The 22,081-nt window shown below is 71.2% G+C and carries 24 protein-coding genes; 11 read left to right on the forward strand and 13 right to left on the reverse strand.

Annotated features, from left to right (window positions below):
• Nucleotides 1-9 precede the first annotated feature (9 nt).
• The 4 genes from ABZ833_RS43645 to ABZ833_RS43660 all read right to left on the reverse strand — a co-directional run bounded on the left by ABZ833_RS43645 (nucleotide 10) and on the right by ABZ833_RS43660 (nucleotide 2,940).
• On the reverse strand, nucleotides 10-684 hold the full coding sequence (locus ABZ833_RS43645; RefSeq protein ID WP_361059133.1) for a Uma2 family endonuclease: 675 nt from the start codon (nucleotides 682-684) through the stop codon (nucleotides 10-12).
• A gap of 59 nt (nucleotides 685-743) precedes the next feature.
• Entirely contained in the window at nucleotides 744-1,613 is an 870-nt protein-coding gene (locus tag ABZ833_RS43650; RefSeq protein ID WP_361059134.1) for a hypothetical protein, read from the reverse strand.
• A 231-nt stretch (nucleotides 1,614-1,844) separates the two neighbouring features.
• Entirely contained in the window at nucleotides 1,845-2,117 is a 273-nt protein-coding gene (locus ABZ833_RS43655) for a DUF397 domain-containing protein (RefSeq protein ID WP_361059136.1), read from the reverse strand.
• Nucleotides 2,098-2,940: a helix-turn-helix transcriptional regulator gene (locus ABZ833_RS43660; protein WP_361059138.1), complete on the reverse strand. Its 843-nt coding sequence runs from the start codon at nucleotides 2,938-2,940 to the stop codon at nucleotides 2,098-2,100. Before ABZ833_RS43660 ends, ABZ833_RS43655 begins: the two co-directional genes overlap by 20 nt.
• Nucleotides 2,941-3,056: 116 nt before the next feature.
• Here ABZ833_RS43660 and ABZ833_RS43665 point away from each other — a divergent pair, with 116 nt between their 5' ends.
• Genes ABZ833_RS43665 through ABZ833_RS43675 form a run of 3 tightly spaced genes read left to right on the forward strand, consistent with a single transcriptional unit; the run spans nucleotide 3,057 to nucleotide 3,741 of the window.
• On the forward strand, nucleotides 3,057-3,269 hold the full coding sequence (locus ABZ833_RS43665) for a hypothetical protein (protein ID WP_249589206.1): 213 nt from the start codon (nucleotides 3,057-3,059) through the stop codon (nucleotides 3,267-3,269).
• Nucleotides 3,266-3,490 (forward strand): hypothetical protein, encoded by a 225-nt coding sequence (locus ABZ833_RS43670; protein ID WP_361059140.1) that lies wholly within the window; start codon nucleotides 3,266-3,268, stop codon nucleotides 3,488-3,490. The genes ABZ833_RS43665 and ABZ833_RS43670 overlap by 4 nt, the downstream gene beginning before the upstream one ends.
• Nucleotides 3,487-3,741 carry a type II toxin-antitoxin system VapB family antitoxin gene (locus ABZ833_RS43675; protein WP_361059142.1) on the forward strand — a complete coding sequence of 85 codons (255 nt, stop codon included), beginning with the start codon at nucleotides 3,487-3,489 and terminating at the stop codon, nucleotides 3,739-3,741. The genes ABZ833_RS43670 and ABZ833_RS43675 overlap by 4 nt, the downstream gene beginning before the upstream one ends.
• A 235-nt stretch (nucleotides 3,742-3,976) precedes the next feature.
• Here ABZ833_RS43675 and ABZ833_RS43680 read toward each other — a convergent pair whose 3' ends face one another.
• Entirely contained in the window at nucleotides 3,977-4,732 is a 756-nt protein-coding gene (locus ABZ833_RS43680; RefSeq protein ID WP_361059144.1) for a polysaccharide deacetylase family protein, read from the reverse strand.
• 191 nt (nucleotides 4,733-4,923) lie between these two features.
• Here ABZ833_RS43680 and ABZ833_RS43685 point away from each other — a divergent pair, with 191 nt between their 5' ends.
• Nucleotides 4,924-6,114, forward strand: a complete 1,191-nt coding sequence (locus tag ABZ833_RS43685) for an MFS transporter (RefSeq protein WP_361059146.1) — start codon at nucleotides 4,924-4,926, stop codon at nucleotides 6,112-6,114.
• Nucleotides 6,115-6,170: 56 nt separating this feature from the next.
• Here the strand turns inward: ABZ833_RS43685 and ABZ833_RS43690 are convergent, their stop codons facing one another.
• The 3 genes from ABZ833_RS43690 to ABZ833_RS43700 all read right to left on the reverse strand — a co-directional run bounded on the left by ABZ833_RS43690 (nucleotide 6,171) and on the right by ABZ833_RS43700 (nucleotide 9,732).
• Nucleotides 6,171-7,688 carry a PTS transporter subunit EIIC gene (locus ABZ833_RS43690; RefSeq protein WP_361059148.1) on the reverse strand — a complete coding sequence of 506 codons (1,518 nt, stop codon included), beginning with the start codon at nucleotides 7,686-7,688 and terminating at the stop codon, nucleotides 6,171-6,173.
• A gap of 57 nt (nucleotides 7,689-7,745) precedes the next feature.
• The gene (gene murQ, locus ABZ833_RS43695) at nucleotides 7,746-8,741 is read right to left on the reverse strand and encodes an N-acetylmuramic acid 6-phosphate etherase (RefSeq protein ID WP_361059150.1); all 996 of its coding nucleotides are present in this window, start codon (nucleotides 8,739-8,741) and stop codon (nucleotides 7,746-7,748) included.
• A 67-nt stretch (nucleotides 8,742-8,808) separates the two neighbouring features.
• Nucleotides 8,809-9,732 (reverse strand): MurR/RpiR family transcriptional regulator, encoded by a 924-nt coding sequence (locus ABZ833_RS43700; RefSeq protein WP_361059152.1) that lies wholly within the window; start codon nucleotides 9,730-9,732, stop codon nucleotides 8,809-8,811.
• 148 nt (nucleotides 9,733-9,880) lie between these two features.
• On the opposite strand from ABZ833_RS43700, the gene ABZ833_RS43705 reads away from it, so the two are divergent.
• From ABZ833_RS43705 to ABZ833_RS43715, 3 genes are read left to right on the forward strand one after another with little or no spacing between them, the layout of a single operon-like run.
• Nucleotides 9,881-10,237, forward strand: a complete 357-nt coding sequence (locus ABZ833_RS43705; RefSeq protein WP_249589216.1) for a hypothetical protein — start codon at nucleotides 9,881-9,883, stop codon at nucleotides 10,235-10,237.
• A gap of 31 nt (nucleotides 10,238-10,268) precedes the next feature.
• A complete protein-coding gene (locus ABZ833_RS43710; protein ID WP_361059154.1) occupies nucleotides 10,269-10,535 on the forward strand; it encodes a DUF4031 domain-containing protein in 267 nt (88 codons plus the stop codon).
• Nucleotides 10,536-10,561: 26 nt separating this feature from the next.
• The gene (locus ABZ833_RS43715; protein ID WP_361059156.1) at nucleotides 10,562-10,864 is read left to right on the forward strand and encodes an NIPSNAP family protein; all 303 of its coding nucleotides are present in this window, start codon (nucleotides 10,562-10,564) and stop codon (nucleotides 10,862-10,864) included.
• Here the strand turns inward: ABZ833_RS43715 and ABZ833_RS43720 are convergent.
• The 3 genes from ABZ833_RS43720 to ABZ833_RS43730 all read right to left on the reverse strand — a co-directional run bounded on the left by ABZ833_RS43720 (nucleotide 10,847) and on the right by ABZ833_RS43730 (nucleotide 14,023).
• Nucleotides 10,847-12,073, reverse strand: coding sequence for a Cmx/CmrA family chloramphenicol efflux MFS transporter (locus ABZ833_RS43720; protein WP_361059158.1), 1,227 nt, complete (start codon nucleotides 12,071-12,073; stop codon nucleotides 10,847-10,849). The two genes, ABZ833_RS43715 and ABZ833_RS43720, sit on opposite strands and share 18 nt — an antisense overlap.
• Before the next feature lie 202 nt (nucleotides 12,074-12,275).
• Entirely contained in the window at nucleotides 12,276-13,349 is a 1,074-nt protein-coding gene (locus tag ABZ833_RS43725; protein WP_361059160.1) for a GNAT family N-acetyltransferase, read from the reverse strand.
• A gap of 20 nt (nucleotides 13,350-13,369) precedes the next feature.
• Complete coding sequence (locus ABZ833_RS43730) at nucleotides 13,370-14,023, reverse strand: hypothetical protein (protein WP_361059161.1); 654 nt, start codon at nucleotides 14,021-14,023, stop codon at nucleotides 13,370-13,372.
• Nucleotides 14,024-14,113: 90 nt separating this feature from the next.
• Here ABZ833_RS43730 and ABZ833_RS43735 point away from each other — a divergent pair, with 90 nt between their 5' ends.
• Entirely contained in the window at nucleotides 14,114-14,788 is a 675-nt protein-coding gene (locus ABZ833_RS43735; protein ID WP_361059163.1) for a maleylpyruvate isomerase family mycothiol-dependent enzyme, read from the forward strand.
• A 41-nt stretch (nucleotides 14,789-14,829) separates the two neighbouring features.
• Here the strand turns inward: ABZ833_RS43735 and ABZ833_RS43740 are convergent, their stop codons facing one another.
• On the reverse strand, nucleotides 14,830-15,816 hold the full coding sequence (locus tag ABZ833_RS43740; protein ID WP_361059165.1) for a hypothetical protein: 987 nt from the start codon (nucleotides 15,814-15,816) through the stop codon (nucleotides 14,830-14,832).
• 202 nt (nucleotides 15,817-16,018) lie between these two features.
• Here ABZ833_RS43740 and ABZ833_RS43745 point away from each other — a divergent pair, with 202 nt between their 5' ends.
• The 3 genes from ABZ833_RS43745 to ABZ833_RS43755 all read left to right on the forward strand — a co-directional run bounded on the left by ABZ833_RS43745 (nucleotide 16,019) and on the right by ABZ833_RS43755 (nucleotide 19,824).
• Nucleotides 16,019-18,301: a heavy metal translocating P-type ATPase gene (locus ABZ833_RS43745; protein WP_361059167.1), complete on the forward strand. Its 2,283-nt coding sequence runs from the start codon at nucleotides 16,019-16,021 to the stop codon at nucleotides 18,299-18,301.
• A gap of 193 nt (nucleotides 18,302-18,494) precedes the next feature.
• Nucleotides 18,495-19,184: a copper homeostasis protein CutC gene (locus tag ABZ833_RS43750; RefSeq protein ID WP_361059169.1), complete on the forward strand. Its 690-nt coding sequence runs from the start codon at nucleotides 18,495-18,497 to the stop codon at nucleotides 19,182-19,184.
• 112 nt (nucleotides 19,185-19,296) lie between these two features.
• The gene (locus ABZ833_RS43755; RefSeq protein WP_361059180.1) at nucleotides 19,297-19,824 is read left to right on the forward strand and encodes a DUF2165 domain-containing protein; all 528 of its coding nucleotides are present in this window, start codon (nucleotides 19,297-19,299) and stop codon (nucleotides 19,822-19,824) included.
• Between the two features lie 16 nt (nucleotides 19,825-19,840).
• Here ABZ833_RS43755 and ABZ833_RS43760 read toward each other — a convergent pair whose 3' ends face one another.
• Complete coding sequence (locus ABZ833_RS43760) at nucleotides 19,841-21,889, reverse strand: ATP-binding domain-containing protein (RefSeq protein ID WP_361059171.1); 2,049 nt, start codon at nucleotides 21,887-21,889, stop codon at nucleotides 19,841-19,843.
• Between the last annotated feature and the right edge of the window lie 192 nt (nucleotides 21,890-22,081).

Genomic DNA, 22,081 nt, shown 5'->3' on the forward strand with positions numbered 1-22,081 from the left:
GCTGGGTGGTCAGTCGGCGTAGTCCTTGAGCGCTTCGGTTTCCAGGGTGAGGGCGACGGGGGCGGGGATGCGGACGGTGGAGCCGTAGTGGAAAGGGCGTCGGTTCTGGTAGACGCCGTTCTCGGGGGAGCTGTATACGACGACGGTGTGATTCTCGCGGTCGATGAGCAGATAGACGGGGATGTCGACGTAGGCGTAGGCGCGCGGTTTGTCTTGGCGGTCGCGGCGATCGGTGTCCCGGTCGCGGGAGGTCACCTCGACGGCCATCAGGACGCCGTCGGGTGACGCCCACTCGCCTTGCCCGGCGAAAAAGCCGACGGGAGCCAGGGCGCCATCCGGTTTGATGCAGCCCTTCCTGTACGTGTCGATCCGCAGGCCTTGCTCCGGATACAGAGCCAGTTCGGGGCGCTGCATCATGCACTGACGGAGCACCCACATGATGATCTCGCCGTGGTCGCCGTCGGGCACGGGCTTGACCTCAAGCCTTCCGTTGATGAGTTCGAGCGTGACCGTCTCGGGGGCCACGCGGGCGAGCTCCTCGAAGTCCTCGATGTCGATCGGGCCGTGCTTGACGTACACGCGGCCGTAGAGGAATTCGAGAGACACGGTCTCCGGGGCCCGACGGTCCAGTTCCTCGAATTCCTCGACGGACATCTGCGGGCGCTCATCGGTGCCAGGGGTCATGGTGGTGCCTCCTCCCTTCCATCGTGCCCCGGCTGTGTGCCGTCGGACCGTTGGGGCGCTCATGCGTGTGCCCTTTCGTGTGGGCTGCGGGTGGCGGCGCGCGCAGCCGCCGCGTGGGAGTGGACCGCTGTGGGCGGCAGGGGTGCCGCCGCGCGAGGTGGTCCGGGTTCGCCCCGGCAGGGGCCGCAGGTGCCGCCTGGCAGGGCTTCGGGGCGGCCGGGGGTGCCGCATCTTCCGCATTCCAGTACGCGCAGTACGGGGCGGGGGGCTGGCTCTGGCGGGAGCTTTGTCGTGAGGCGGCTGCGGATGAGGGCCGCCGGGCTGTGGACGGGGGTGGGGAGGCCTGCGGTGAGGGCGCGGAGGATGTCCGGCTCCGTGGCGCCCCGCGTGAACCACTCGGTGACCTGGGGTTCCAGGGCGACGCAGTCCGCGTACGAGAGGGAGAGCACGGGGGCCGTCCGGCCGAGGGCGGCCAGGAGGATGAACGCGCGGCTGCGGGTCGGGTGCCGGGGTCTGTCCGGTTCGGGATCCGGTACGTCGCCACGCGTGAAGGCCGCCCACCAGGCGTCGTCCCGCGCGGTTCGCGAGAACCACGTTCGAGTGATCCAGCGGGCGCTTTCGGAGCCGCGCAGGTGTTCCCTGCCGCGCCTCAAGTGCCCTGCATCCTGAAGCCTGTTGAGGGCGGTCCGGAGCGCGCACTGGCCGTACGGAAGGTGCTTGGCCAGGGTCTTTACGGAGATGTCCGCGCCGTCGGGGAGCCGGTCGAGGCAGGCTGCGATGGCTGCCTCTCGGGGCGGGAGGTGCGTGAAGTCGTTGTTCGTGCGGGGCCGTTGTTCGGGCGCCGAACGTTTTCCGTAGCCCGGATTGGCCATCGGGTGCGGGGTCGCGTGCGCGGGGCGGAAGGCGGCACTAAGCTGGGCGTCAGCCATGGGTCGAACTCGTGCTTTCGATCGATGGTTAAACCCCCGCAGGTGTTCGCAGCACCGGGCGGGGGTTGTTTTTGTTCGTTAATCGGGCACGCTAGAGCGTCGTCACGTTGCGTGGCAAGTCGAAGCCCGAAAGTGATCGACTGTGCCAACTCCAAGGGAGGGAGGGCGGGTTGAGACCCTCCTCCCGTTCCTTGAAAAGAAGGCTCGGTGCTTGTGGCTTGAGCCTCGGGGTCAGTTGTCCTTGAGGTTCGCGATGAACTCGGTCCAGCTGGAGGCCCGGAACACGAGCTTCGGGCCGGTGGGGTTCTTGGAGTCGCGGACGGGGACGATCTCGGGGTGCCCGTCAGCTACTTCGAGGCAGTCGCCGCCCTGGCCGCCGCTGTACGTGGACTTGCGCCAGCGGGCCATCTCCAGGCAGTCGCCGCCACTGCCGCCGCTATAGCTGGACTTGTGCCAGACGGCCGCGCTCAGGTCGTACTCGTACTCACGGGTGCTGTTCTCCATGCCCGTAATCCTGCGCCACTGACTCCAGCAGGGCCAGGGACTTCTTCGGGGAGAGCGCCGTGGCCTGGAGGAGGTTGAACATGAGGGTGTGGCGGGCGACCGTTGCCGGGTCGTCCAGCAGTTTCCCCATGTTCGGCCCTTCCACGAAGGAGAGTGGGGGCGCGTCTTCGAACTCCATGACCTTCAGGGAGCCTTCCATCGAAGCGTGTGCCCCGGCGCCGAACGGCAGCACTTGCGCGATGATCCGGTGCTCGCGTGCGAGACCCGCCACATGTCGCAGCGCCTCTGCCATCACTGCGCCGCCGCCGACCTCCCGCCTGAGTGCGGCCTCGTCAACAATCGCCCACAACAGCGGCGTTGTTGGGTTGTCGAGGAGGTGGGCGCGTTCGAGTCGCACCTCAACCTGGGCGTCGATCGTGTCGTCTGTCGCCGTCGGGTGATAGGCGCGGAAGATCTCCTTCGCGTACGCCCTCGTCTGGAGCAGCCCAGGGATCAGCAAGGTCGCGTACTGCTTGATGGCGGTGGCGTCCGCCTCCGCCTCAGCCGCCTCCGCGAAGTGATCCGGATACTTCGACTTCGCCACCGCTCTGCAATTCCGGGCGAAGAAGCCCCCCGTACCCAGAACCTCGTCGAAGTGCTGCGCGTACTCCAAGTGCATCCGACGCGTACCGGCCTCCAGTTGGCCGATGAACGAGCCGCTCACGAACAGGGGCGCGCCCAGGGCCTCCTGGCTGATCCCCTTCCGCTCCCGTGCGTGACGGAGTTCGCAGCCCAGGAGGGCGCGGGGGTTGGACGAGGGGTCGAGGTCCTTGGGGCGCGTCATGGGGCAACTCCTCATCCAACAAGCCGGTTTGTTGGGGCGTGGCTGCTTCTCAGGCTACGCACCGACGACCACGCTGGGTGAGGAATCAGCAACACCCAGTGTGAAAGGCAGAGACCATGGCGCTGACGGCGGAGGAGCGGGTGAGGGCGGCGGAGGAGGCCGTGCGGCAGTTGAGAGCGGGGCTCGAAGAAGTCGGCGTCAGGCTGCCGTCCCTGCGGATGGACCCGCTGACGGCGGCGGCCGAAGGGGCGCTCCCCTTGGTCGAGTTGGGGCGCTGCAACCTCGACACCGCGCTGCGGCTCGCCGCCGTACTGGAGGGTGCGCGATGAACGGCGACCCGATGGTTCCGGAGACAGGGACGTACGCCGTCGACTTCAGGGACGGCAGTGTCGGGCAGGTCATGGGGTGCGAGGGAGGCCTCGTGCAGCTCAGGCCGCTGCGTGGCGGGCGGGAGTGGGACTGCCCGCCGGAGTCCGTCGGGCAGGCACCGCCAGGGGAGGTGCTGCGGGAGAAGGTGCGGCAGCTCAACCGGGAGAGGCGGTTGCCATGAGCGGATCGCGGAGGCAGGCGACGGCCACGCTTTGTACGCACATCGAGATCGACGACGAGGCAGTGGAGACGGCCAAGCGTCTTGGCGGCCACAAGACGAAGACGGCTGCGGTGGCGCACGCGCTGGAGGAGTACAACAAGCGGCTGGAGCGGGCGGCCGCGTACGACAGGTTCATCGAGCTCGGCCGGGACTGGGAGGTCGAAGGGGCTGAGGCGGCGCACCTTGCCGAGAAGGAGGCATTCCGTAGGTGAACGGCTACCTGCTGGACTCCTCGGCACTGTGGCGACTGCTGCGCGACAAGACCTGTACGCGACGTGGCACCCGGCGCTCATGGATGGCCTGGTGCGTTCCTGCTATCCGCAACGGACGGAATCAGGTGCTCGGCGCGGAACCTCAGGGAGTACGAGGAGTGCAGCTCGATGTTCACGGACATCCACGAGGACGTGGGGGCCGCTCGGGGACCGGTAGCGGCGGCTGCCGTGAGGGTCAGCGGACCGGGAAACCGAAGGTGTAGCCCTGGTTCTTGAGCCGGGGGATGAGCGTGCGCAGGGACTCGACGGTCTGGGTGCGGTCGCCGCCCGCGTCGTGGAAGAGGAGCGTCGGCCCGTTGGGCAGCTCTCGCTCGACCGTGGCGACGATGGCGTCCGTGCCCGGGCGCTCGAAGTCCTTGGTGTCCACGTTCCAGCCGAGCGGGCGCATGCCACGCTCGGCGGCGAGCTTGCGGCTGTGCGGGGTGAAGGCGCCGCCGGGCGCGCGGTAGTACATCGGGCGCACGCCGCCGGACGCCTTGGTGATCATGCGTTCGGCGTCGAGGATCTGCTGGGACTGGTAGGCCTTGGAGTCCTTGTCCATGCCGGTGTTGTGCGACACCGAGTGGTCGCACAGGCGGTGCCCGGCCGCGACCACCTTCTTCACCATGTCCGGGTGGGCCTCGGCCTGCGTCCCCACCATGCAGAACGTGGCCTTCACGTCGTACTCCCGCAGTACGACGAGGACTTCGGGCGTCCACTTGGGGTCGGGGCCGTCGTCGATGGTGAGGTTGATGCCGCGCTCACCGGCCTCCGAGGAGTGGGCGATGGTCGCCGCGACCGGCTTGACGGCGCTGGGCTTCTTCGCTGGCGGTGACGAGTCGCCCGAGGCCTGGGCGGTCCACACCGAGGCGCCGGTGGCGAGCATCGTCACCCCGAGTGCAGCCCCGATCAACTTGCCGTACCAGCCACGTCCACCGCTGTGCCGTGCCATGTCCGCCCCTTTGCGTCCCGTCCCTCGCCGCGCTCCGGTCCCTCGCGGCCACCTGGCAGGACGAGGTTCGGCGGCCGGAGGATGCACTGAGGGCGCGTCCGTTACCGATCAAGGACAATTCCGGGGGAGTTCGCGGACAACCCCGAGCGGCGACCGGGGGCGGGGCGGTGTGCGGGGTTAGCGTCGGCGGCATGGACGTTGATCAACGACGTTGGCGGCAGTGTCTCCTCAGCGGGGCGGTGTTCGCCGTGTGCATGGCCGGCACCACGCTGCCGACCCCTCTCTACGGCCTCTACCAGGAGAAGTTCGGCTTCTCCGAGCTGACGGTCACCGTCGTGTACGCCGTGTACGCCTTCGCGGTGATCGGCGTGCTGCTTCTCGCGGGCAACGTCTCGGACGCCGTGGGCAGGCGTCCGGTACTGCTGTGGGGCCTGGCCTGCGCTGCGGCGAGCGCCGTCTGCTTCCTGTGCGCCGTCGGGATGGGCTGGCTGTACGCGGGGCGGCTGCTTTCGGGCCTGTCCGCCGGTCTTTTCACCGGGGCCGCCACGGCGTACGTGATGGACACCGCGCCGCACGTGGGCGCATCGCGGGCCACGTTCGTGGCGACGGCCGCCAACATGGGCGGCCTCGGCTGCGGTCCGCTGCTCGCGGGGGTGCTCGCGCAGTACGCGGCCTGGCCGCTGTACCTGCCGTTCGCGGTGCACCTCGCCCTTGTCGCGGCCGCGGCCGTCGTCCTGCTGCGGCTTCCGGAGACGGTGCGGGAGCCGCGTCCGCTGAGCACGGTGCGGCCGCAGCGGCCCGGGGTGCCGCCGCAGGTGCGGGCGGTGTTCGTGCCCGCGGGGATCGCCTCGTTCGTGGGGTTCGCGCTGTTCGGGGTGTTCACCTCGGTCAGTCCTGCGTTCCTCGCGGAGTCCCTGGACGTGGAGAACCACGCGGTGAGCGGCCTCGTCGTGGCGCTGGCCTTCTTCGCCTCCACCGCCGGGCAGTTGGCGACCGGCCGGGTCGGGGTGGGGCGGTCGCTGCCGCTGGGGTGCGCCGGACTCCTCGTAGGCCTCGCGCTGCTCGCGGGCGCGCTGCGGTGGGACCTGCTGGTGCTGGTGGTGCTCAGCGCGCTGGTCGGCGGGTGCGGGCAGGGTCTCGCGTTCCGCGGGGCGCTGGCGGCGGTGGCCGAGGCGTCTCCCGCGGACCGGCGCGCCGCGGTGATCTCGACGCTGTTCGTGGTCGCGTACACGGGCATCTCGCTGCCGGTCATCGGGGTGGGCCTGCTCACGGGTCCGATGGGCCTGGAGGGGGCGGGGCTCGTGTTCATCGCGTGCATGGCGGTGCTGGTCTCGACCGCGGGGGTTTATCTGCTGCGGCGGCCGGTGCAGGGGACGGCGTAGGCGGCACCCCGTCGTACAGGGTGCCGCCTACGAGTGCCGCCTTCAGGTACCGGAGGTCAGACCGCCGCAGGCGACTTGGCCGGGTCGGCCGGGTCCGCGGTCGTGGCGGGGGAGCCCGCGACGACCTGCTCGTGGGCGGTCGTGTCGACGTTCAGCTCGGTCAGCATCTGCTTGCTGAAGCCGAAGAAGTACGTCGCGACGAAGCCCACCACGTAGCCGACCAGGAGCCCGCCGCCGTAGATCGCGATCGTCAGGCCCAGGCCCTTGTTGCCGTCGAGGAGCGGGAACAGGGCCCAGCCCGACGGGCCGATCGCCGTGGAGCCGACCTTCTCGCCGATCATCGAGAAGAACCCGATGAACGCGCCGCCCGCCGCGCCGCCCACGCACGCCGTGATGAAGGGGCGCCCCAGGGGGAGCGAGACGCCGTAGATCAGGGGTTCGCCCACGCCCAGGAAGCCTGCGGGGAGCGCCGACTTGATCGTCGTACGGATCGACTTGTTGTGCTTGAGGCGCTTGTAGACCGCGATCGCGCAGCCGACCTGGCCCGCGCCCGCCATCGCCAGGATGGGGAGCAGGACCGTGAAGCCCTGCTGCTCGATCAACGTCGTGTGGATGGGGATCAGGGCCTGGTGCAGGCCCAGCATGACCAGGGGAAGGAACAGGCCGCCCAGGACCAGGCCCGCGAACGCGCCCGTGTTGTCCAGGAGCCAGTTCGCCGCCGTGCCGATGCCCGTCGAGACCTCGCCCGCCAGGAACATCAGGCCGAAGATCGTGACCAGGCCCGAGAGCAGGACCGTGATCGTCGGGGTCACGAGGACGTCGAGCGCCTCCGGGACCCACCTCCTGCACCACTTCTCGATGTACGTGGCGAGGACCGCCGCGCCGAGTGCGCCGAGGACGCCGCCCTGGCCCGGCGACAGCTTCTGGCCGAACGCCTCGATGTTCGCGACACCCGGGAACACGATGATCGCCGCGACCGCGCCGCCCAGGATCGGCGTACCGCCGAACTCCTTCGCCGTGTTGAAGCCCACGAACACCGCGATCAGCGCCATGAACCCGGAGGCGATCGCCGCGAGCGCCGGGGTGATGCCCGGCAGCCACTCCAGGTTGATCAGCAGGCCGTTGATGCCCGCGATGATGCCGCAGCCGATCAGGGCCGGGATCAGCGGCACGAAGATGTTCGCGATCCGGCGCAGGAAGAGCTTGAAGGGGGTGGAGTTCTTCGCCTTCCTCGCCGCCCTGATCTCGGCACCCTGCGCCGCCAACTCATCGGCGGTCAGGACATGTTCGGGGGCCGCGGTGGGCTCCGCCGACCTGCCCTCCTCCACCAGTGCCTCGAACTCGGGGGTGACACGGGCGACCGTGCCGGGGCCGAGGACGATCTGGTACGTGTCGTCCTCGACCACGCCCATCACGGCGGGCAGCGCCTTCAGGGCGTCGTCGTCGACGAGGGAGCGGTCGGCGAGGCTCAGACGCAGGCGCGTCATGCAGTGGGCGATGGAGGTGACGTTCTGGGCTCCGCCGACGAGGGGAAGGATCGCGGCGGCTGTGGCGCGGTTCTTGTCAGTTGCCATGGTGCGGGGTGCCTTGCTGTGCGTGCGGGGTGGCGCTGTTCTTCCAGCGGCTCGGGGTCAGGTGGTACGGGTCGTGCGCGAGGTGTCGAGGGCGGCCCTGAGGTGGCCGTCCGAGGAGGAGAGGAGGTCTGCGGCCGTGGGGCCGTCCACTCCGCCGAGGATGGTGAGGATGGCGTTCTTCACCTCCCCGTCGGTGGCTGCGAGGGCCGTCTCGATCTCCTCGTCGGAGGCACCGGTGGCCAGCGAGACGATCCGTCGCGAGCGGGCGCGCAGCTTCTCGTTCGACGCGCGTACGTCCACCATCAGGTTTCCGTAGGTCTTGCCGAGGCGGATCATGGTGATCGTCGACAGCATGTTGAGGACGAGCTTCTGGGCCGTGCCCGCCTTCAGACGGGTGGAGCCGGTGAGGAGTTCGGGGCCCACGACGACCTCGATGCCGTGGTCGGCGGCCGCCGCGAGACCGCTGTCCGCATTGCAGGAGAGGCCGATGGTGAGCGCGCCCCTGGCCCGCGCGTGCTCGACCGCGCCGATCGCGTACGGGGTGCGGCCGGAGGCGGAGATCCCGACGACCACGTCGTCCGCCGTGAGCCGGAGCCCGTCCAGGTCCTCGGCCGCGAACTCCTTGCTGTCCTCCGCGCCCTCGACCGCCGTGACCATGGCGCTCGGGCCGCCCGCGATGAGGCCGACGACCTCGGCCGGGTCGGTGTTGAAGGTGGGCGGGCACTCGGAGGCGTCGAGCACCCCGAGGCGTCCGGCCGTGCCCGCGCCCGCGTAGATCAGCCGTCCGCCGCGGGCCATGCGCTCCGCCGTGCCGTCGATGGCTGCGGCGATCGCCGGGAGCTGCTCGGCGACGGCCGCGGACACCGTGGCGTCCTCGCCGTTCATGATCTTCGCGATCTCCAGCGTGGGCTGCCGGTCGATCTCGGAGAGCTCGGGCCGGAACGCCTCGGTGGTGAGGGTGTCCAGCTGGGCGCGGAGTTCGCCGTACGTGTCCCCGGACCCGGATCCGCTTCCGGGGGCGGGGGAGGGGGTGGCGTCGGTCGTGGAGGTCATGAGGTGCGGCTCTTTCGTGTGCGGCGGGGGGTGGCGGTTGATCGCGGGGCGCCCTGGGGCGGGGAGGTCAGCGGCTGCCGCCGCGCGGGCTGTGCCGGTGCGCGAGTGCTTCGTACGAGGCGGCGAGTGCGGGCGCCGCGGTCTCGTACGTCCGCTGGGCGACGCCCACGAACAGGCAGTCCACGACGAGCAGCTGGCTCGTGCGCGACGACATCGCGGCGGGCCTGAGCTCGCTCTCGCGGGCGGTGGAGGTGGTCAGTATGTGATCCGCGTACTGCGAGACGGGGCTGCCGGGGCGCCCGGTGATCGCGATGGTCGTCGCCCCGCGCTCGAAGGCGACCCGCAGCGGCTCGATGACGTCGCCGGTCGATCCGGAGTGCGTGATCGCGATGGCCACGTCCTTGGAGTGCAGCGTGACGGCGTTCGTGACGGCCAGGTGCGGGTCGGAGTGCGCGTGGGCGATGTGGCCGATGCGAAGCAGCTTCTGCGCGAGGTCCTGGGCGACGAGGCCGGACGCGGCGACGCCGTAGATCTCGGCGCGGGGCGCGACGGCGAGCGCGGCGACGGCGGCGCCGAGCTGGACGGTGTCGAGTCCGGCCGCGGTGTCGGCGAGGGTCTGCTGCTCGTCGTACGCGAGCTTCGCCACGACGTCCGCGATCGGGTCGTCGACGGCGATGTCGGCGGTGACGGCGGGCGCGCGGCCCGACTGCTGCTGGGCGGCGAGTCCGGCCAGGGCGAGCCGCAGGTCGCGGTAGCCGGGGTAGCCGAGGAGGCGGGCGGTGCGGACCACCGTGGCCTCGCTGGTGCCGGTGAGCTCGGCGAGGCCGGTAACCGTGAGGGCGGCGCAGCCCGCGGGGTCGCCTGCGACGGCCTCGGCGACGAGCTGCATGGAGCGGGTCATGGACGGCGCGAGGGTCCGCACCTTGGCCGCGAGGGCGGCGGGGGCGGGGGGCGCCGCGCCCGCGAAAATTTCCTTCACGTTGTTGGTCACGCTTGAAAGATATTTTCGGACGCGTGATGGGTCAAGGGTCCTTTGGTCCCGATCTCGGATGATCTTCCGGCCCCGATGCGGGTGGGTGCTCCGGTCCGATCTCGGATGGATCTTCGAGTGAGTTGCGCGTGGGGTGGACAATGGCTGCATGGACGCGATCGACCCCCTGGAGCAGGCGCTGCACGCCGCTCGTGCACTTGTCCTCGCCGACCTGGTGACCCGCGAGGTCGCCCAGGCAGAGGTCGTCTCGCTGGTCGAGGAGTCGGTGGCGCACCGCCGCTGGTGGGTCGAGCAGTGGCCCGAGGGCGTCGAGTACGTCGCGGGGCTCGTCGCCCAGGACGTCCAGGACGCGCTCCTGGAGCGCTACGGCCGCTGGCCGCTGTGCCCGGTCTGCGGCACGGGTGATCCCCACGCCCTGGACGTGGAACCGGAGTTGGGCCCCGACCCGCACTGGGTGTGCGGCAAGGCGGGCGTGGTCGTGGCGCCGGTGGGCGGCCTGACGTGAGGGGTCCTCGCGGGGCGAAGGGCGACCCGGCATGACGGTCTACATCGACCCGCCGACCTGGCCCGGCCACGGCCGCATGTGGTCGCACCTGGTCAGCGACGTCTCGTACGAGGAACTGCACGCGTTCGCGGCGGGCATCGGCGCCCCGGCGCGCGCCTTCGAGCGCGACCACTACGACCTGCCCTCGCACCGCTACGACGACGCCGTGCGCGCGGGCGCGGTCGAGATCGGCTCCAAGGAGCTGGTGCGCAGGCTGACGGATGCGGGGCTGCGGAGGCCCAAGGGCAGGCCCGCCTAGGGTGAGTTGAGCCTAGGCTGGCCCGCATGATCACGGTTCACCTGAAGTACGAGATCGATCCCGACCGCATCGACGACTTCGAGGAGTACGGCCGCCGCTGGGTCGTCCTCGTCAACCGCTTCGGCGGCGACCACCACGGCTACTTCCTGCCCAGCGAGGGCGACAGCGACATCGCGTACGCCCTCTTCTCGTTCCCGAGCTTCGCCGCGTACGAGCAGTACCGCACGGACAGCGCGACCGACGCCGAGTGCCAGGAGGCCATCGAGCTCGCGCGCCGGACGGGGTGCATCCGGCGCTACGAGCGGCGGTTCCTACGGCCCCTGGAGTGAGGGAGTCTGGGTCTCGGCCTGGGGCTCGGCTCCGGCTGAGGAAGCCGTGACCACGCGGCTCGGTGTCCTGCGGTGCAGCCGCAGGGAGACGGTGACCGCCGCGATCGCGATCGCCGTCATGGCCGCGCCCGCCCATGCCGTGGAGGCGTAGCCCAGCTTGAGGTCGATCACCGTGCCGCCGAGCCAGGGGCCACCGGTGTTGCCCAGGTTGAACGCGGCCGTCGTGGTCGCGCCCGCGAGGGTGGGGGCGGCGCCCGCGACGTTGAACATCCGGGCGTTGAGGGCCGGGGCGGTGTAGAAGGCGGAGACGCCGAGGAGGAACGAGAGGGAGATCGCCACGGCCGCCGTGCCGGAGAAGAGGGCGAGGGCGACGAGGAAGACCGTCGAGGCCACGATGCCGCTCAGCAGGACGCCGAAGAGGTGCGCGTCCGCGATGCGGCCGCCGATCGCCGTGCCGAGGAGCGCGCCCGCGCCGAAGAGGCCGAGGACGGTCGGGACCCAGCCCTTGTCGAGCCCCGCGACGTCCGTCAGGAGCGGGGAGAGGTACGAGAACGCGCAGAAGACGCCGCCCGCGGCGAGCGCGGTGATCGCGATGGAGAGCCAGACCTGCCGGTCGCGGTAGATGGCGAGCTCTTGCTTCAGGCGGGGCTTCTCGGCGGGGAGGGGGATGCGGGGGATGAGGGTGAGTACGCCGACGAGGGCGATGGCGGAGGCGGCACCGACCGCCCAGAAGGCGGACCGCCAGCCGAAGTTGTCGCCGAGGAACGCGCCTGCGGGTACGCCGAGGACGTTCGCGATGGAGAGTCCGCCGATCATCACGGCCATGGCGCGGGCGCGCTGGTTGACCGGCACCATCGCGATGGCGACGGCCGCGCCGACGGCCCAGAACCCGGCGCAGGCGAACGCGCTGATGACGCGGGACGCGAAGAGGATCTCGTAGGTGGGCGCGAGGGCGCCGGCGACCTGGCCCAGGCCGAAGACGGTGATGAGGGTGATGAGGGTCGTGCGGCGGGGGAGGCGGAGGGTCGCCACGGCGAGGAGGGGTGCGCCGACGACCATGCCGATGGCGAAGGCGGAGATGAGCAGACCGGCGCGGGGGATGGAGACGTCCATGTCGTCCGCGATGGGGGGCAGGAGCCCCGAGAGCATGAACTCGCTCGTGCCGAGGGCGAAGACGGCGAGGCCGAGGATGTAGACGGCTATGGGCATACGGGTGCGGCTGGCGCTTTTCCCTGGCTCGGGGGCCTTGGGGGCAGGGGCCTTTGGGTCAGGTGTCGGCATAACAGTGGTGAACGCTGGGGGTGGGGCTTACATTCCCGGGGCTGGTGGTGCGTCTGGTGTGTGCTGCGGGGCAATCGGGTGGGTGGGCGGGAAAAGATCCGGCGCGGAGCGGCGGCTTTGGTGGTGGCGTTCAGGCTCGGCGCAGGTACGCCTGGAGGTTTTCGCGGTCCGAGACGCGGGTGTAGGACGCCCGGAGGGCCACCTGCTGGGAGGCCGTGTTCTCGGGCTCGACGACGGCAAGCAGGGCCGTCACCCCGGGGCGGGCCAGAGCCATGGAGGAGAGGGAGTCCAGCGCCTCCGAGGCATAGCCCCGGCCCCGCGCCGCCGGCACCAGGTCGTAGCCGACCTCCGCCACACCCTCCTCGTCCGGCGGCCCATGGAACCCCATCCCGCCGACGGCGACCTCGTCCTCCGCGCGGACCAGCGCGAACATCCCCCACTCGGGCCGGTGCACCCCGGACGCGTACGCCTTCGTCACCATCTCCGCGGCCGTCCGCGTCCCGTCGAAGGGCCCGCCCTCGATCCACGTCAGACCACCCGTGCCGCCCGCGGCGAGATCGGCCGCAGCCGCGGGGGACACCTCCCGCAGGACGATCCGCCCCGCCGGAATCTCCAGGGAGTTGTGCCAGCGCCAGCGCTCCAGCCTCGGGCGCCCCGCCAGAGCGCCGCGGCCCGTGGCCCAGAGCAGCGTCGCCCACTGGTCCCCGGGCGCACGCGCGGGCGTGACCTCGGGGAAGAGCCAGGCGAGCGCCGCCTCGCAGAGCGCGGCAGGCGGCTCGGCGTCGACGCCGAGCGCCTGCGCGATGTCGTACGTGTGGAGCAGCACTTCCGTGACGCCCATCGCCGCGAAGCCCACCGCGTCCGCGCTGCCGGAGGGGTAGGGGTGGTAGCCCCTGACCCCGGGCGGTGTGGTCCGCAGCACCGCCGAGAGCAGGCCGCCGGTCGACTCGATGACGCTGATCGCGTCCTTGGGGCCCGAGCCCTCGTCCAAGGAGATCTCGAAGGGGACCCACCCGTCCGTCGCCCGGCCCGTCAGCTGCCCGGCGTACGAGACGAGATCGCACGCGATGTGCTCGGCCGTCTCCAGGCAACTCCAGTCGAGGCCGCCCGCCTTGACGCTCCAGTCGAGCCCCACCGCCGTACGCAGCACCTTCGCCGCGTGTGCCACGGCCTCGTCCAGCTGGTCCCCACCCATGGAAAGCATGGGCCGAGCGTACGGGAGCGTCAGGCGCTGAGCAGGTCCATTTCCGTCGCCAGGTTCGCGCGCGCGGGGCCCTCCCACTCGGCCGCACCATGCGGGGTGCGGAACAGCTTCGGCAGCGCGAGGAGTTGGCGGAGCACCGCCGCCCGGCCCGCGCGGAAGTCCTCGTCCGGCACGAAGGCGTACTCCTCGCGGACGGCGGCGGCGTAGGCGGCGTACGCGTCCGGGGCCGCGGCCAGGATCGCCAGGTCGGCGTCGCACAGGGCCTCGCCGTTGTGGTCGCCGTCGGCGGGGTCGTGGGTGACGGTGAGCCGGACCAGGCGGGCCACCTCGGCCGTGGCCTCGGGCCTCAACCCGGCCTCGTGGAGGGCGCGTTCGGCGAGGCGGGCGCTGCGCTCCTCGTTCTCGGAGCGGTCCGGCGCGTACACCGCGTCGTGGAACCAGGCCGCGAGCCGCACGAGATCGGGGTCGTCCGCGTGCTCTTCCAGCACGTCGATGTGGTCGAGGACCGCCGTCAGGTGGGCGGTGGTGTGGTACCGCCGCTGCGGCTCGGCCCAGCGTGCGAGCAGGTTGTCCGCGTAGGGCGCGGGGTCGGGGGCGCCGCCGCTCGCGCGGAGCAGGGTCGCGTGCCAGCGGGCACGGAGTTCCCCGTGGTCGTCGTTGTCGTTGTCGGCCATGGGGTGACTCTAAGGGCTGCTATCCCCCTGGGGGTGTTGGATGGTGGCGCCCCGTTGCCATGTGCGGCGGTGGCGCGATTGGCTGCCGACATGACGACCACGACGACTGACGAGACGTACGACCCCGAGCGCGCGGGGCGCCTCCTGCGCACCGAACGGGACGCCCTGATACCGCTGTTGAGGGAAGCCGACGACTCCGCGTACGACATCAGGACCTGTTGTCCCGGCTGGACGGTGCGGCATGTGCTCGCGCACTGCGGCTCCGCGCTGATGCGGGTGGTCGAGAACCGCTTCGAGGAGGGTGTGTACTCGCCGGAGTCCAACGACCGCGACATCGCCGAGCGCGCCGACTGGTCCAACTCCCGTGTGGTGGACGAGCTGGAGCGGGGGATGACGGAGGCGGGCGCGATCATGGCCCGCGCGAAGGGGCGCATGGACGGGATCGCGCTCGGCGAGTGGGTGCACGCGGGGGATGTCCGCGCGGCCTGGGGGAAGCCGGGGGCCTATGGGGGTGCGGGGCTTCCTGATGCGTTGCGGCTCCTCTCGGAGCGCAGCAGGGTGGTGAAAGCGGTGCCGCTGCACGCGGACATCGACGGCCGCGACGAACCACTGCTCCTGGGCACGCCCGACGGCACCAACCCCCCGGCCCGCTACATCGGCGACGCCCCGACCTTGATACGTCTCTACACGGGACGCCCGCTGACGGGGACACGCTATGAACTGGCGGGCGCGAGGGAGAGCGAACTGTCCACGATCTTCAGCTGAGCAGTCTGGGCGGGGGCCCGATCCGCCGCCCCCGCCCAGGCCTAGTGCCCGTGCTCGCCGGACTCGGAGGCGTCGTCGTGCTCCGACGCGGCTTCGCCCGCGCTGCCCGCCGTCACGGTGAACGCCGCCGTCCGCACCTTGCCCTCGTGCTTGAAGTCCAGGAAGAGGCGGTACGACCCGGGGCTCGGGGCCGTCGCCGCGAAGGAGACGCCGGGGCCCGGCTTCGTCCTGCCGTCGCCGGGTTCGCCGGTGGGGTGCACGTGGAGGTAGGCCAGGTCGCCGGAGCGCAGGGCCACCAGGTGGCCGTACGAACCGAGGTAGGGCTGGAGGTCGGTGACCGGCTTGCCGTTCTTCGCCACGTTCAGGGTCAGGTCGGCGGACTTCCCCGGCTTCAGCTCGCCGTCGAGACTCACCTCGTAGCCGTCGACCGAAGCCTTGGTGTTGTGCTCGGGAAGACTCTTCGGCTCGTACTTCCCCGCCACCGCGAGGTCCGCGCCCAGCGTCAGGCCCTCCTTCGCGCCCTCGGGCTTGAAGTCGGCGAAGACGCGGTAGCCGCCCGCCTCCGGGAGCTCGACCGGCGTCGACCAGGTGCCGTCCGCCGCGCGGGTCGGGTGCAGGTGGCGGTAGGTCGTCAGGTCGCGTGAGGCGACGATGAGGTGCAGTTCCTTGTCGTGTTCCGTCTCGTACGCCGTGACGTTCTTGCCCCGGCCGTCCTTGCCCGCGCCGTCCTTGACCACCGCGAACCGCAGCTCCTCGCGCTTCTCGGCGTCGATGCGGGAGGTCTTCAGGTCGAGCGTGTAGCCGCGCTCGGAGATCTGCAGGCCGCCGGGCACGGCGTCCGCGTGGCCCGCGCCGGCGTCCGCACCGCCGCCCCCTGGCTCTTCCTTCTCACCCGTGTGACCGCCGTGCTCGCTCGCGGGCTTCTTCTCCGCGGTCACGGGGTCGACGCCCTGGCCCACGCCGTACGCGGTGCCGAAGGTCGCGGCGACGGCTGCGGCGAAGGCGGTGATCTTCAGTCCGGTGTTCATGACGACTCCCATGAGGCGAAGGGGCGAGTGAGGTGACCGGTGCGAGCGGTCTCTCCTTACGCCTCCGAAGATACCCCCCTAGGGTATGAAGTCAAGCCCGGGATCCCTCTTGCGTTCGGTACCCCCCAGGGGTATACATGGATCTCGTCACCAGTACCCACCCCAGGTATCCGTCCGCCCACGACACGAGGAGCCCGCAGACATGTCCACCACACCCGGCACCCCCGAGGTGGCGTCCACCGCCGAAGTCGAGCTCGCCATCGGTGGCATGACCTGCGCCTCGTGCGCCGCCCGCATCGAGAAGAAGCTCAACCGCATGGACGGCGTCGAGGCGACCGTCAACTACGCCACCGAGAAGGCCAAGGTCAGCTACCGCGGCCAGGACATCGCCGTACAGGACCTGATCGCCACCGTCGAGGCCACCGGCTACACCGCGCAGGAGCCCGCCCCGGCCCGCACCGAGGAGTCGGACCCGGGCAACGAGGAGCGGCGGGCCGACGACGAACTGCGGCCCCTGCGCGAGCGGCTGATCACGGCGGTCCTGCTCTCCGTGCCCGTCGTCGCGATGGCGATGATCCCGGCCCTCCAGTTCGAGTACTGGCAGTGGCTCTCGCTGACCCTCGCGGCGCCGGTCGTGACGTACGCGGCCTGGCCCTTCCACAAGGCCGCTTTCACGAACGCGCGGCACGGCGCGGCGACGATGGACACGCTGATCTCGGTCGGCACGTCGGCCGCGTTCATCTGGTCGCTGTGGGCGCTGTTCTTCGGTACGGCCGGTACGCCCGGCATGACGCACCCCTTCGAGCTGACCATCTCCCGCTCGGACGGCGCAGGGAACATCTACCTGGAGGCCGCGGCGGGCGTCACCGCCTTCATCCTGGCCGGGCGGTACTTCGAGGCCCGCTCCAAGCGCAAGGCGGGCGCCGCCCTGAAGGCGCTGCTCCAGCTGGGCGCCAAGGACGTCACGGTCCTGCGGGACGGCGGGCGTGAAGAGACCATCCCGGTAGGCGACTTGAAGGTCGGCGACCGTTTCCTCGTCCGTCCCGGCGAGAAGATCGCCACCGACGGCAAGGTCGTCGAGGGCGCGTCCGCCGTCGACGCCTCCATGCTCACCGGCGAGTCCGTGCCGGTCGAGGTCGCCAAGGGCGACGCGGTCACCGGAGCCACCCTGAACGTGGGCGGACGCCTGGTCGTCGAAGCCACCCGCGTCGGCGCCGACACCCAACTGGCCAGGATGGCCAAGCTCGTCGAGGACGCGCAGAACGGCAAGGCGGCGGCCCAGCGCCTCGCCGACAAGATCTCGGCCGTCTTCGTGCCGGTCGTCATCGCCCTGGCCGTCGCCACCCTCGGTTTCTGGCTCGGCAACGGCTCGGGTCTGACGGCCGCCTTCACCGCCGCGGTCGCCGTACTGATCATCGCCTGCCCCTGCGCCCTGGGCCTCGCGACGCCGACCGCCCTCATGGTCGGCACCGGACGCGGCGCCCAGCTCGGCATCCTGATCAAGGGCCCGGAGGTCCTGGAGACGACCCGCAAGGTCGACACGATCGTCCTGGACAAGACCGGCACCGTCACCACCGGCAAGATGACACTGCTCGCCACGCACGTCGCGGACGGCGCCACCGAGGCCGAAGTCCTGCGCCTGGCCGGGGCGTTGGAGCACTCCTCGGAGCACCCCATCGCCCAGGCGGTGGCCGCCGGCGCGGCCGCGCAGGTCGGCACGCTGCCCGTCCCCGAGGACTTCGCGAACGTGGCGGGTCTGGGTGTGCAGGGCATCGTCGAGGGGCACGCGGTCCTGGTCGGCCGCGAGGCGCTGCTCGCGGAGTGGGCCATCGGCCTCCCCGTGGAGCTGGAGCGTGCGAAGGCCCGGGCCGAGGCCGCGGGACGCACGGCCATCGCGGTCGCCTGGGACGGCGAGGCCCGCGCGGTCCTGGAGGTGGCGGACGCGGTCAAGGACACGAGCCCGGAAGCCATCCGCCGCCTCCGCGCCCTTGGCCTCACGCCCATCCTCCTGACCGGCGACAACAAGGCGGTCGCGGCATCGGTGGCGGCCGAGGTCGGCATCGCTCCGCAGGACGTGATCGCGGAGGTCATGCCGCAGGACAAGGTGGACGTCGTCAAGCGCCTCCAGGCGGAGGGCCGCAGCGTGGCCATGGTCGGCGACGGCGTGAACGACGCGGCAGCCCTTGCCCAGGCCGACCTGGGTCTGGCGATGGGCACGGGCACGGACGCCGCGATCGAGGCGGGCGACCTGACCCTCGTACGAGGAGACCTGCGGGCCGCGGCGGACGCCATCCGCCTCTCCCGCCGCACCCTCGGCACGATCAAGTCGAACCTGTTCTGGGCCTTCGCCTACAACGTGGGCGCGCTGCCGCTGGCCGCCGCGGGCCTCCTGAACCCGATGATCGCGGGCGCCGCGATGGCCTTCTCCTCGGTCTTCGTGGTCGGCAACAGCCTGCGCCTGAGGGGGTTCAAGCCGCTGAGCTGAACGCCGAGGGGTCACTTGCCCGAACCTGCGGCAAGGTCGGCGTGTACATGTCTCTACGATCACCCCGGTGCGCTTGGGTCGCGCCGGGGTGATCTGCGCGTAGGCTGGGTAATTGGACTAGACCTATGTGCGGCGGCTTCGGAGACTTCTGCGATGCCCGCCCCCGCGGACCCGGACCCGAAGGAAGACATCCATGAGCAAGCGTGCAGTCCTGGAGGTGATCGCCCTCGACGCCGAGGACGCCGTCGCCGCCCAGGCCGGAGGCGCCGACCGCCTCGAGCTGGTCACTGACATGGCCGCGGACGGCCTGACCCCGTCCCGCGAGACCTTTGCCGAGATCCGCGCCGCCGTGGACATCTCCCTGCGCGTGATGCTGCGTCTGGCGGACGGCTTCGCGGCGGGCGACGTGGCCGAGCTCGTACGCCGTGCGCGCGAGCTCAGGAGCGCGGGCGCCGACGAGTTCGTACTCGGCTTCCTCGACGAGACGGGCGGCCCCGACCTGCCCGCGGTCGAGGCGGTGGTGGGCGCGCTCGACGGCTGCCGCTGGACGTTCCACCGGGCCATCGACCGGACCCCGGACCGCGACGCCCTGCGCAAGCAGCTCGCGGACCTGCCGGGGCTCGACACCTACCTCACCGCGGGCGCGGCGGCGGGCGTGGACGAGGGCCTGCCCACGCTGCTCGCCGAGGCGGCACGGTCCGGCGAGCCGGGCTACGAGCAGCAGATCCTGGTCGGCGGCGGCCTCCGCCTCGACCACCTCCCGCGGCTCAAGGCCGCCGGGGTCGACGCCTTCCACATCGGCGGGGCGTCGCGGCCGCACGGCTGGACGGCACCGGTCTCCGCCGACGCCGTCGCCCGGTGGCGGGCAGCGGTGGACGCCTGATCCCATTCCGCGGGCCGCTTGATCGTATTCTCCGCGGGACGGGATACAACTGGGCCTACGGGGAGAGAACTTCATGCCGACACCAGCAGACAAGGCGCGTCCCGCTGAGCGGATGCTCGCGGCCGGGGCGTTGCCCGTGGCCGCGACGCTGCTCACCGGGACGGTGGCGCTCTACATCACGCTCGTCGCGTTCGGGAACATCACCGATTTCGACTCCAACCAACAGTTCGTGCGCCATGTCCTGGCGATGGACACCACCTTCAAGGACGACGACCTGATGTGGCGTGCGGTGGGATCCACCGCGCTCCAGGACGCCGCGTACGTCGGGATCATCGTCTGGGAGACCCTGGCCGCGCTGGTCCTCCTCACGGCGACAGCCCTGTGGGCCGGTGCCCTGCGCCGCCCCCAGGGACTGCGCCGGGCCCAACGGGCGGGCACCATAGGCCTGTTGATGCTCCTCGTCCTGTTCGGGGCGGGGTTCATCGGGATCGGCGGCGAATGGTTCGCCATGTGGCAGTCGGAGGACTGGAACGGCCTGGACGCGGCCACGCGGGTCGTGACGCTCGCGGGCATCGTGCTCGTTGTCACGCACCTGCCGTCCGCCGGCGCCCCGGCGGACGGCTCCAAGGGAAGCGAGTGAACCGCGCCCCGCTCGCCTAGCGGGCGAGGGCGAGCTGCTCGGGAAGCGCGGCCGCGTGCACGACGGTGAGCCCCGAGACGGCACGGGTCAGGGCGACGTAGAGCCGCCTGAGCCCGGTCCGCTCGTCGGGCTCGCCGTCCACGACGGCGGCGGGCTCGTCGAGCACGACATAGTCGTACTCAAGTCCCTTGGCGAGGGAGGCGGGCACGAGGGTGAGCCGGGTGTCGGCGGTGGTCTCCTCGCCGGGCGAGAGGTACGTCATCCCGGCGGCGTCGAGTGCTTCGGCGAGCGCGGGTACGCGCGCGTCGGCGGCGATGAGCCCGATGGACCCCTCCTGCCGCAGCGACTCGACGCAGGCTTCCAGGGCAGCTGCGTCGAGGTCCTCCACGGGCCGCACCACGAGTGAACCCGCCGACTCACGCACGGACTTCACCTCGGCGAGGCCGGGCGCGATGGAGGGAAGCAGCCGGGAGGCGAACGCGATCACTTCCCGGGGCACACGGAACCCCGCGGTGAGCTCCTCCACCACGGCATCGCCCTTCCCCAGATGACCGAGAGCCTGCTCCCAACTGCGGGTGGCCCACGGGGTGGTGCCCTGCGCGAGGTCGCCGAGGACGGTGGCGGAACCGGTGGTGCAGCGGCGCCCGACGGCGCGGTACTGCATCGGGGAAAGGTCCTGCGCCTCGTCCAGGACGACATGCCCGAGCGAATGGGTCCGGGCCACGAGATCACTGGCCTCATCGATCAACACGGCATCGGCTGCGGACCACTTGACGGCCTTCAGGCTCCGCGCGGGCTTGGCCCAGAGGATGAGCTTCTGCTCGTCGGCGTCGAGGATCCCCTCCGCGTGCACGGCGAGGAACTCGGCATCGGAGAGCAGCCGCAGCACGAGCTTGGCGGGATCAACGGGCGGCCACACGGCCTTGACGGCGGCCTTCACGGCGGGGTTGCGGGCGACGGCGTCCTGCACGCGGTCGTCAGGGGCCTCGCCGGCCTGTTCCATGCGGACGAGCGCGGCGTGGGCGATGCGCTGGGGCAGGGCTTCACGGGCGGCCCCGTACCGAATGTCGCGAGCAAGCAACTCCCCGACGATCTCTTCGAGTTCGTAGGCGGGTACGCGCCACCGCCGGGACCCGCGCACCACTACGACGGGCTCACTGGGCATGCTGACGTGGGACCGCAGGGCTCTGCGCAGAACGGTGGCCATGCGGGCGTCGCCCTTGATGACGGCGGCGGGTGCGTCATCGAGGCCGCGCACCTCCACATGGGCGACGAGGTCGTCGACGGTGGCCTGCTTGACCTCCAACTCGCCAAGGGCAGGCAGGACTTGCTCGATGTAATGCAGGAAGGACTTGTTGGGCCCGATGACAAGGGTCCCGGTCCGGGCGAGGCGCTCGCGGTGGGCGTAGAGCAGATAGGCGACACGGTGCAGCCCGACGGCGGTCTTCCCGGTGCCGGGCCCGCCCTGAACGCAGACGGACCCCCCGAGCCCGCTCCGGACGATCTCGTCCTGCTCGGGCTGGATGGTGGCGACGATGTCGCGCATGGGTCCGACGCGGGGCCGCTCGATCTCCTGCTGGAGCAGCTTGCTTGTCTGCTCCTTCTCGTCGGCGTCGCTGAGGTGTTCGTCCTCGTACGCGGTGAGGTCACCGCCGGTGTATCCGAACCGCCGCCGCAGGCCGATGTCCATCGGGGCCTTCTTGGAGGCGCGGTAGAAGGGCTGCGAGACGGGGGCGCGCCAGTCGATGACCATGGGGTCGCCGTCGGCGTCGTGGACGTGCCGCCGCCCGATGTAGAACTGCTCGCCCTCGGCACCTTCGGCCTGGTCGGCGCCGGGGGCGTGGAGATAGTCGAGCCGCCCGAAGAAGAGGGGGGTGTGGGACAGATCGGCGAGGGACTTGATCCGCTCGTCGATCTGGCTCTGCAGGACGGCGGCGTTGACCCAGTTCGCGGTGACGTCGCGGATGTCGAGCGCCTCGGCGTCCTCGCGCATGGCTCGGAGGGCCGAGCGGGAGGCGGAGAGGTGGTTCCGCTCTCGGGAGAGCGGGTCGGGGTGGGCGTGCACGGGGTGCCTCCGGCGGGGTGCGGGATCTGGGGCCGGCCGGTTGCCGTCCGGTCGGCGCGGGCGCGTTGCACGCGGGCAGACCGGGCATTTTATGCGCCCCTGCATGGCGGGGCCACCGAATTCCTCCCGGGGGCGGTGCGCCCGGCATCCCCTCCTTGCCGAACAGGCCTTTCCCGCCCACCCACCCGATTG

It is taken from the genome of Streptomyces sp. NPDC047525, from assembly GCF_040643025.1.
In the GTDB taxonomy this organism is placed as follows: Bacteria; Actinomycetota; Actinomycetes; order Streptomycetales; family Streptomycetaceae; genus Streptomyces; species Streptomyces durmitorensis.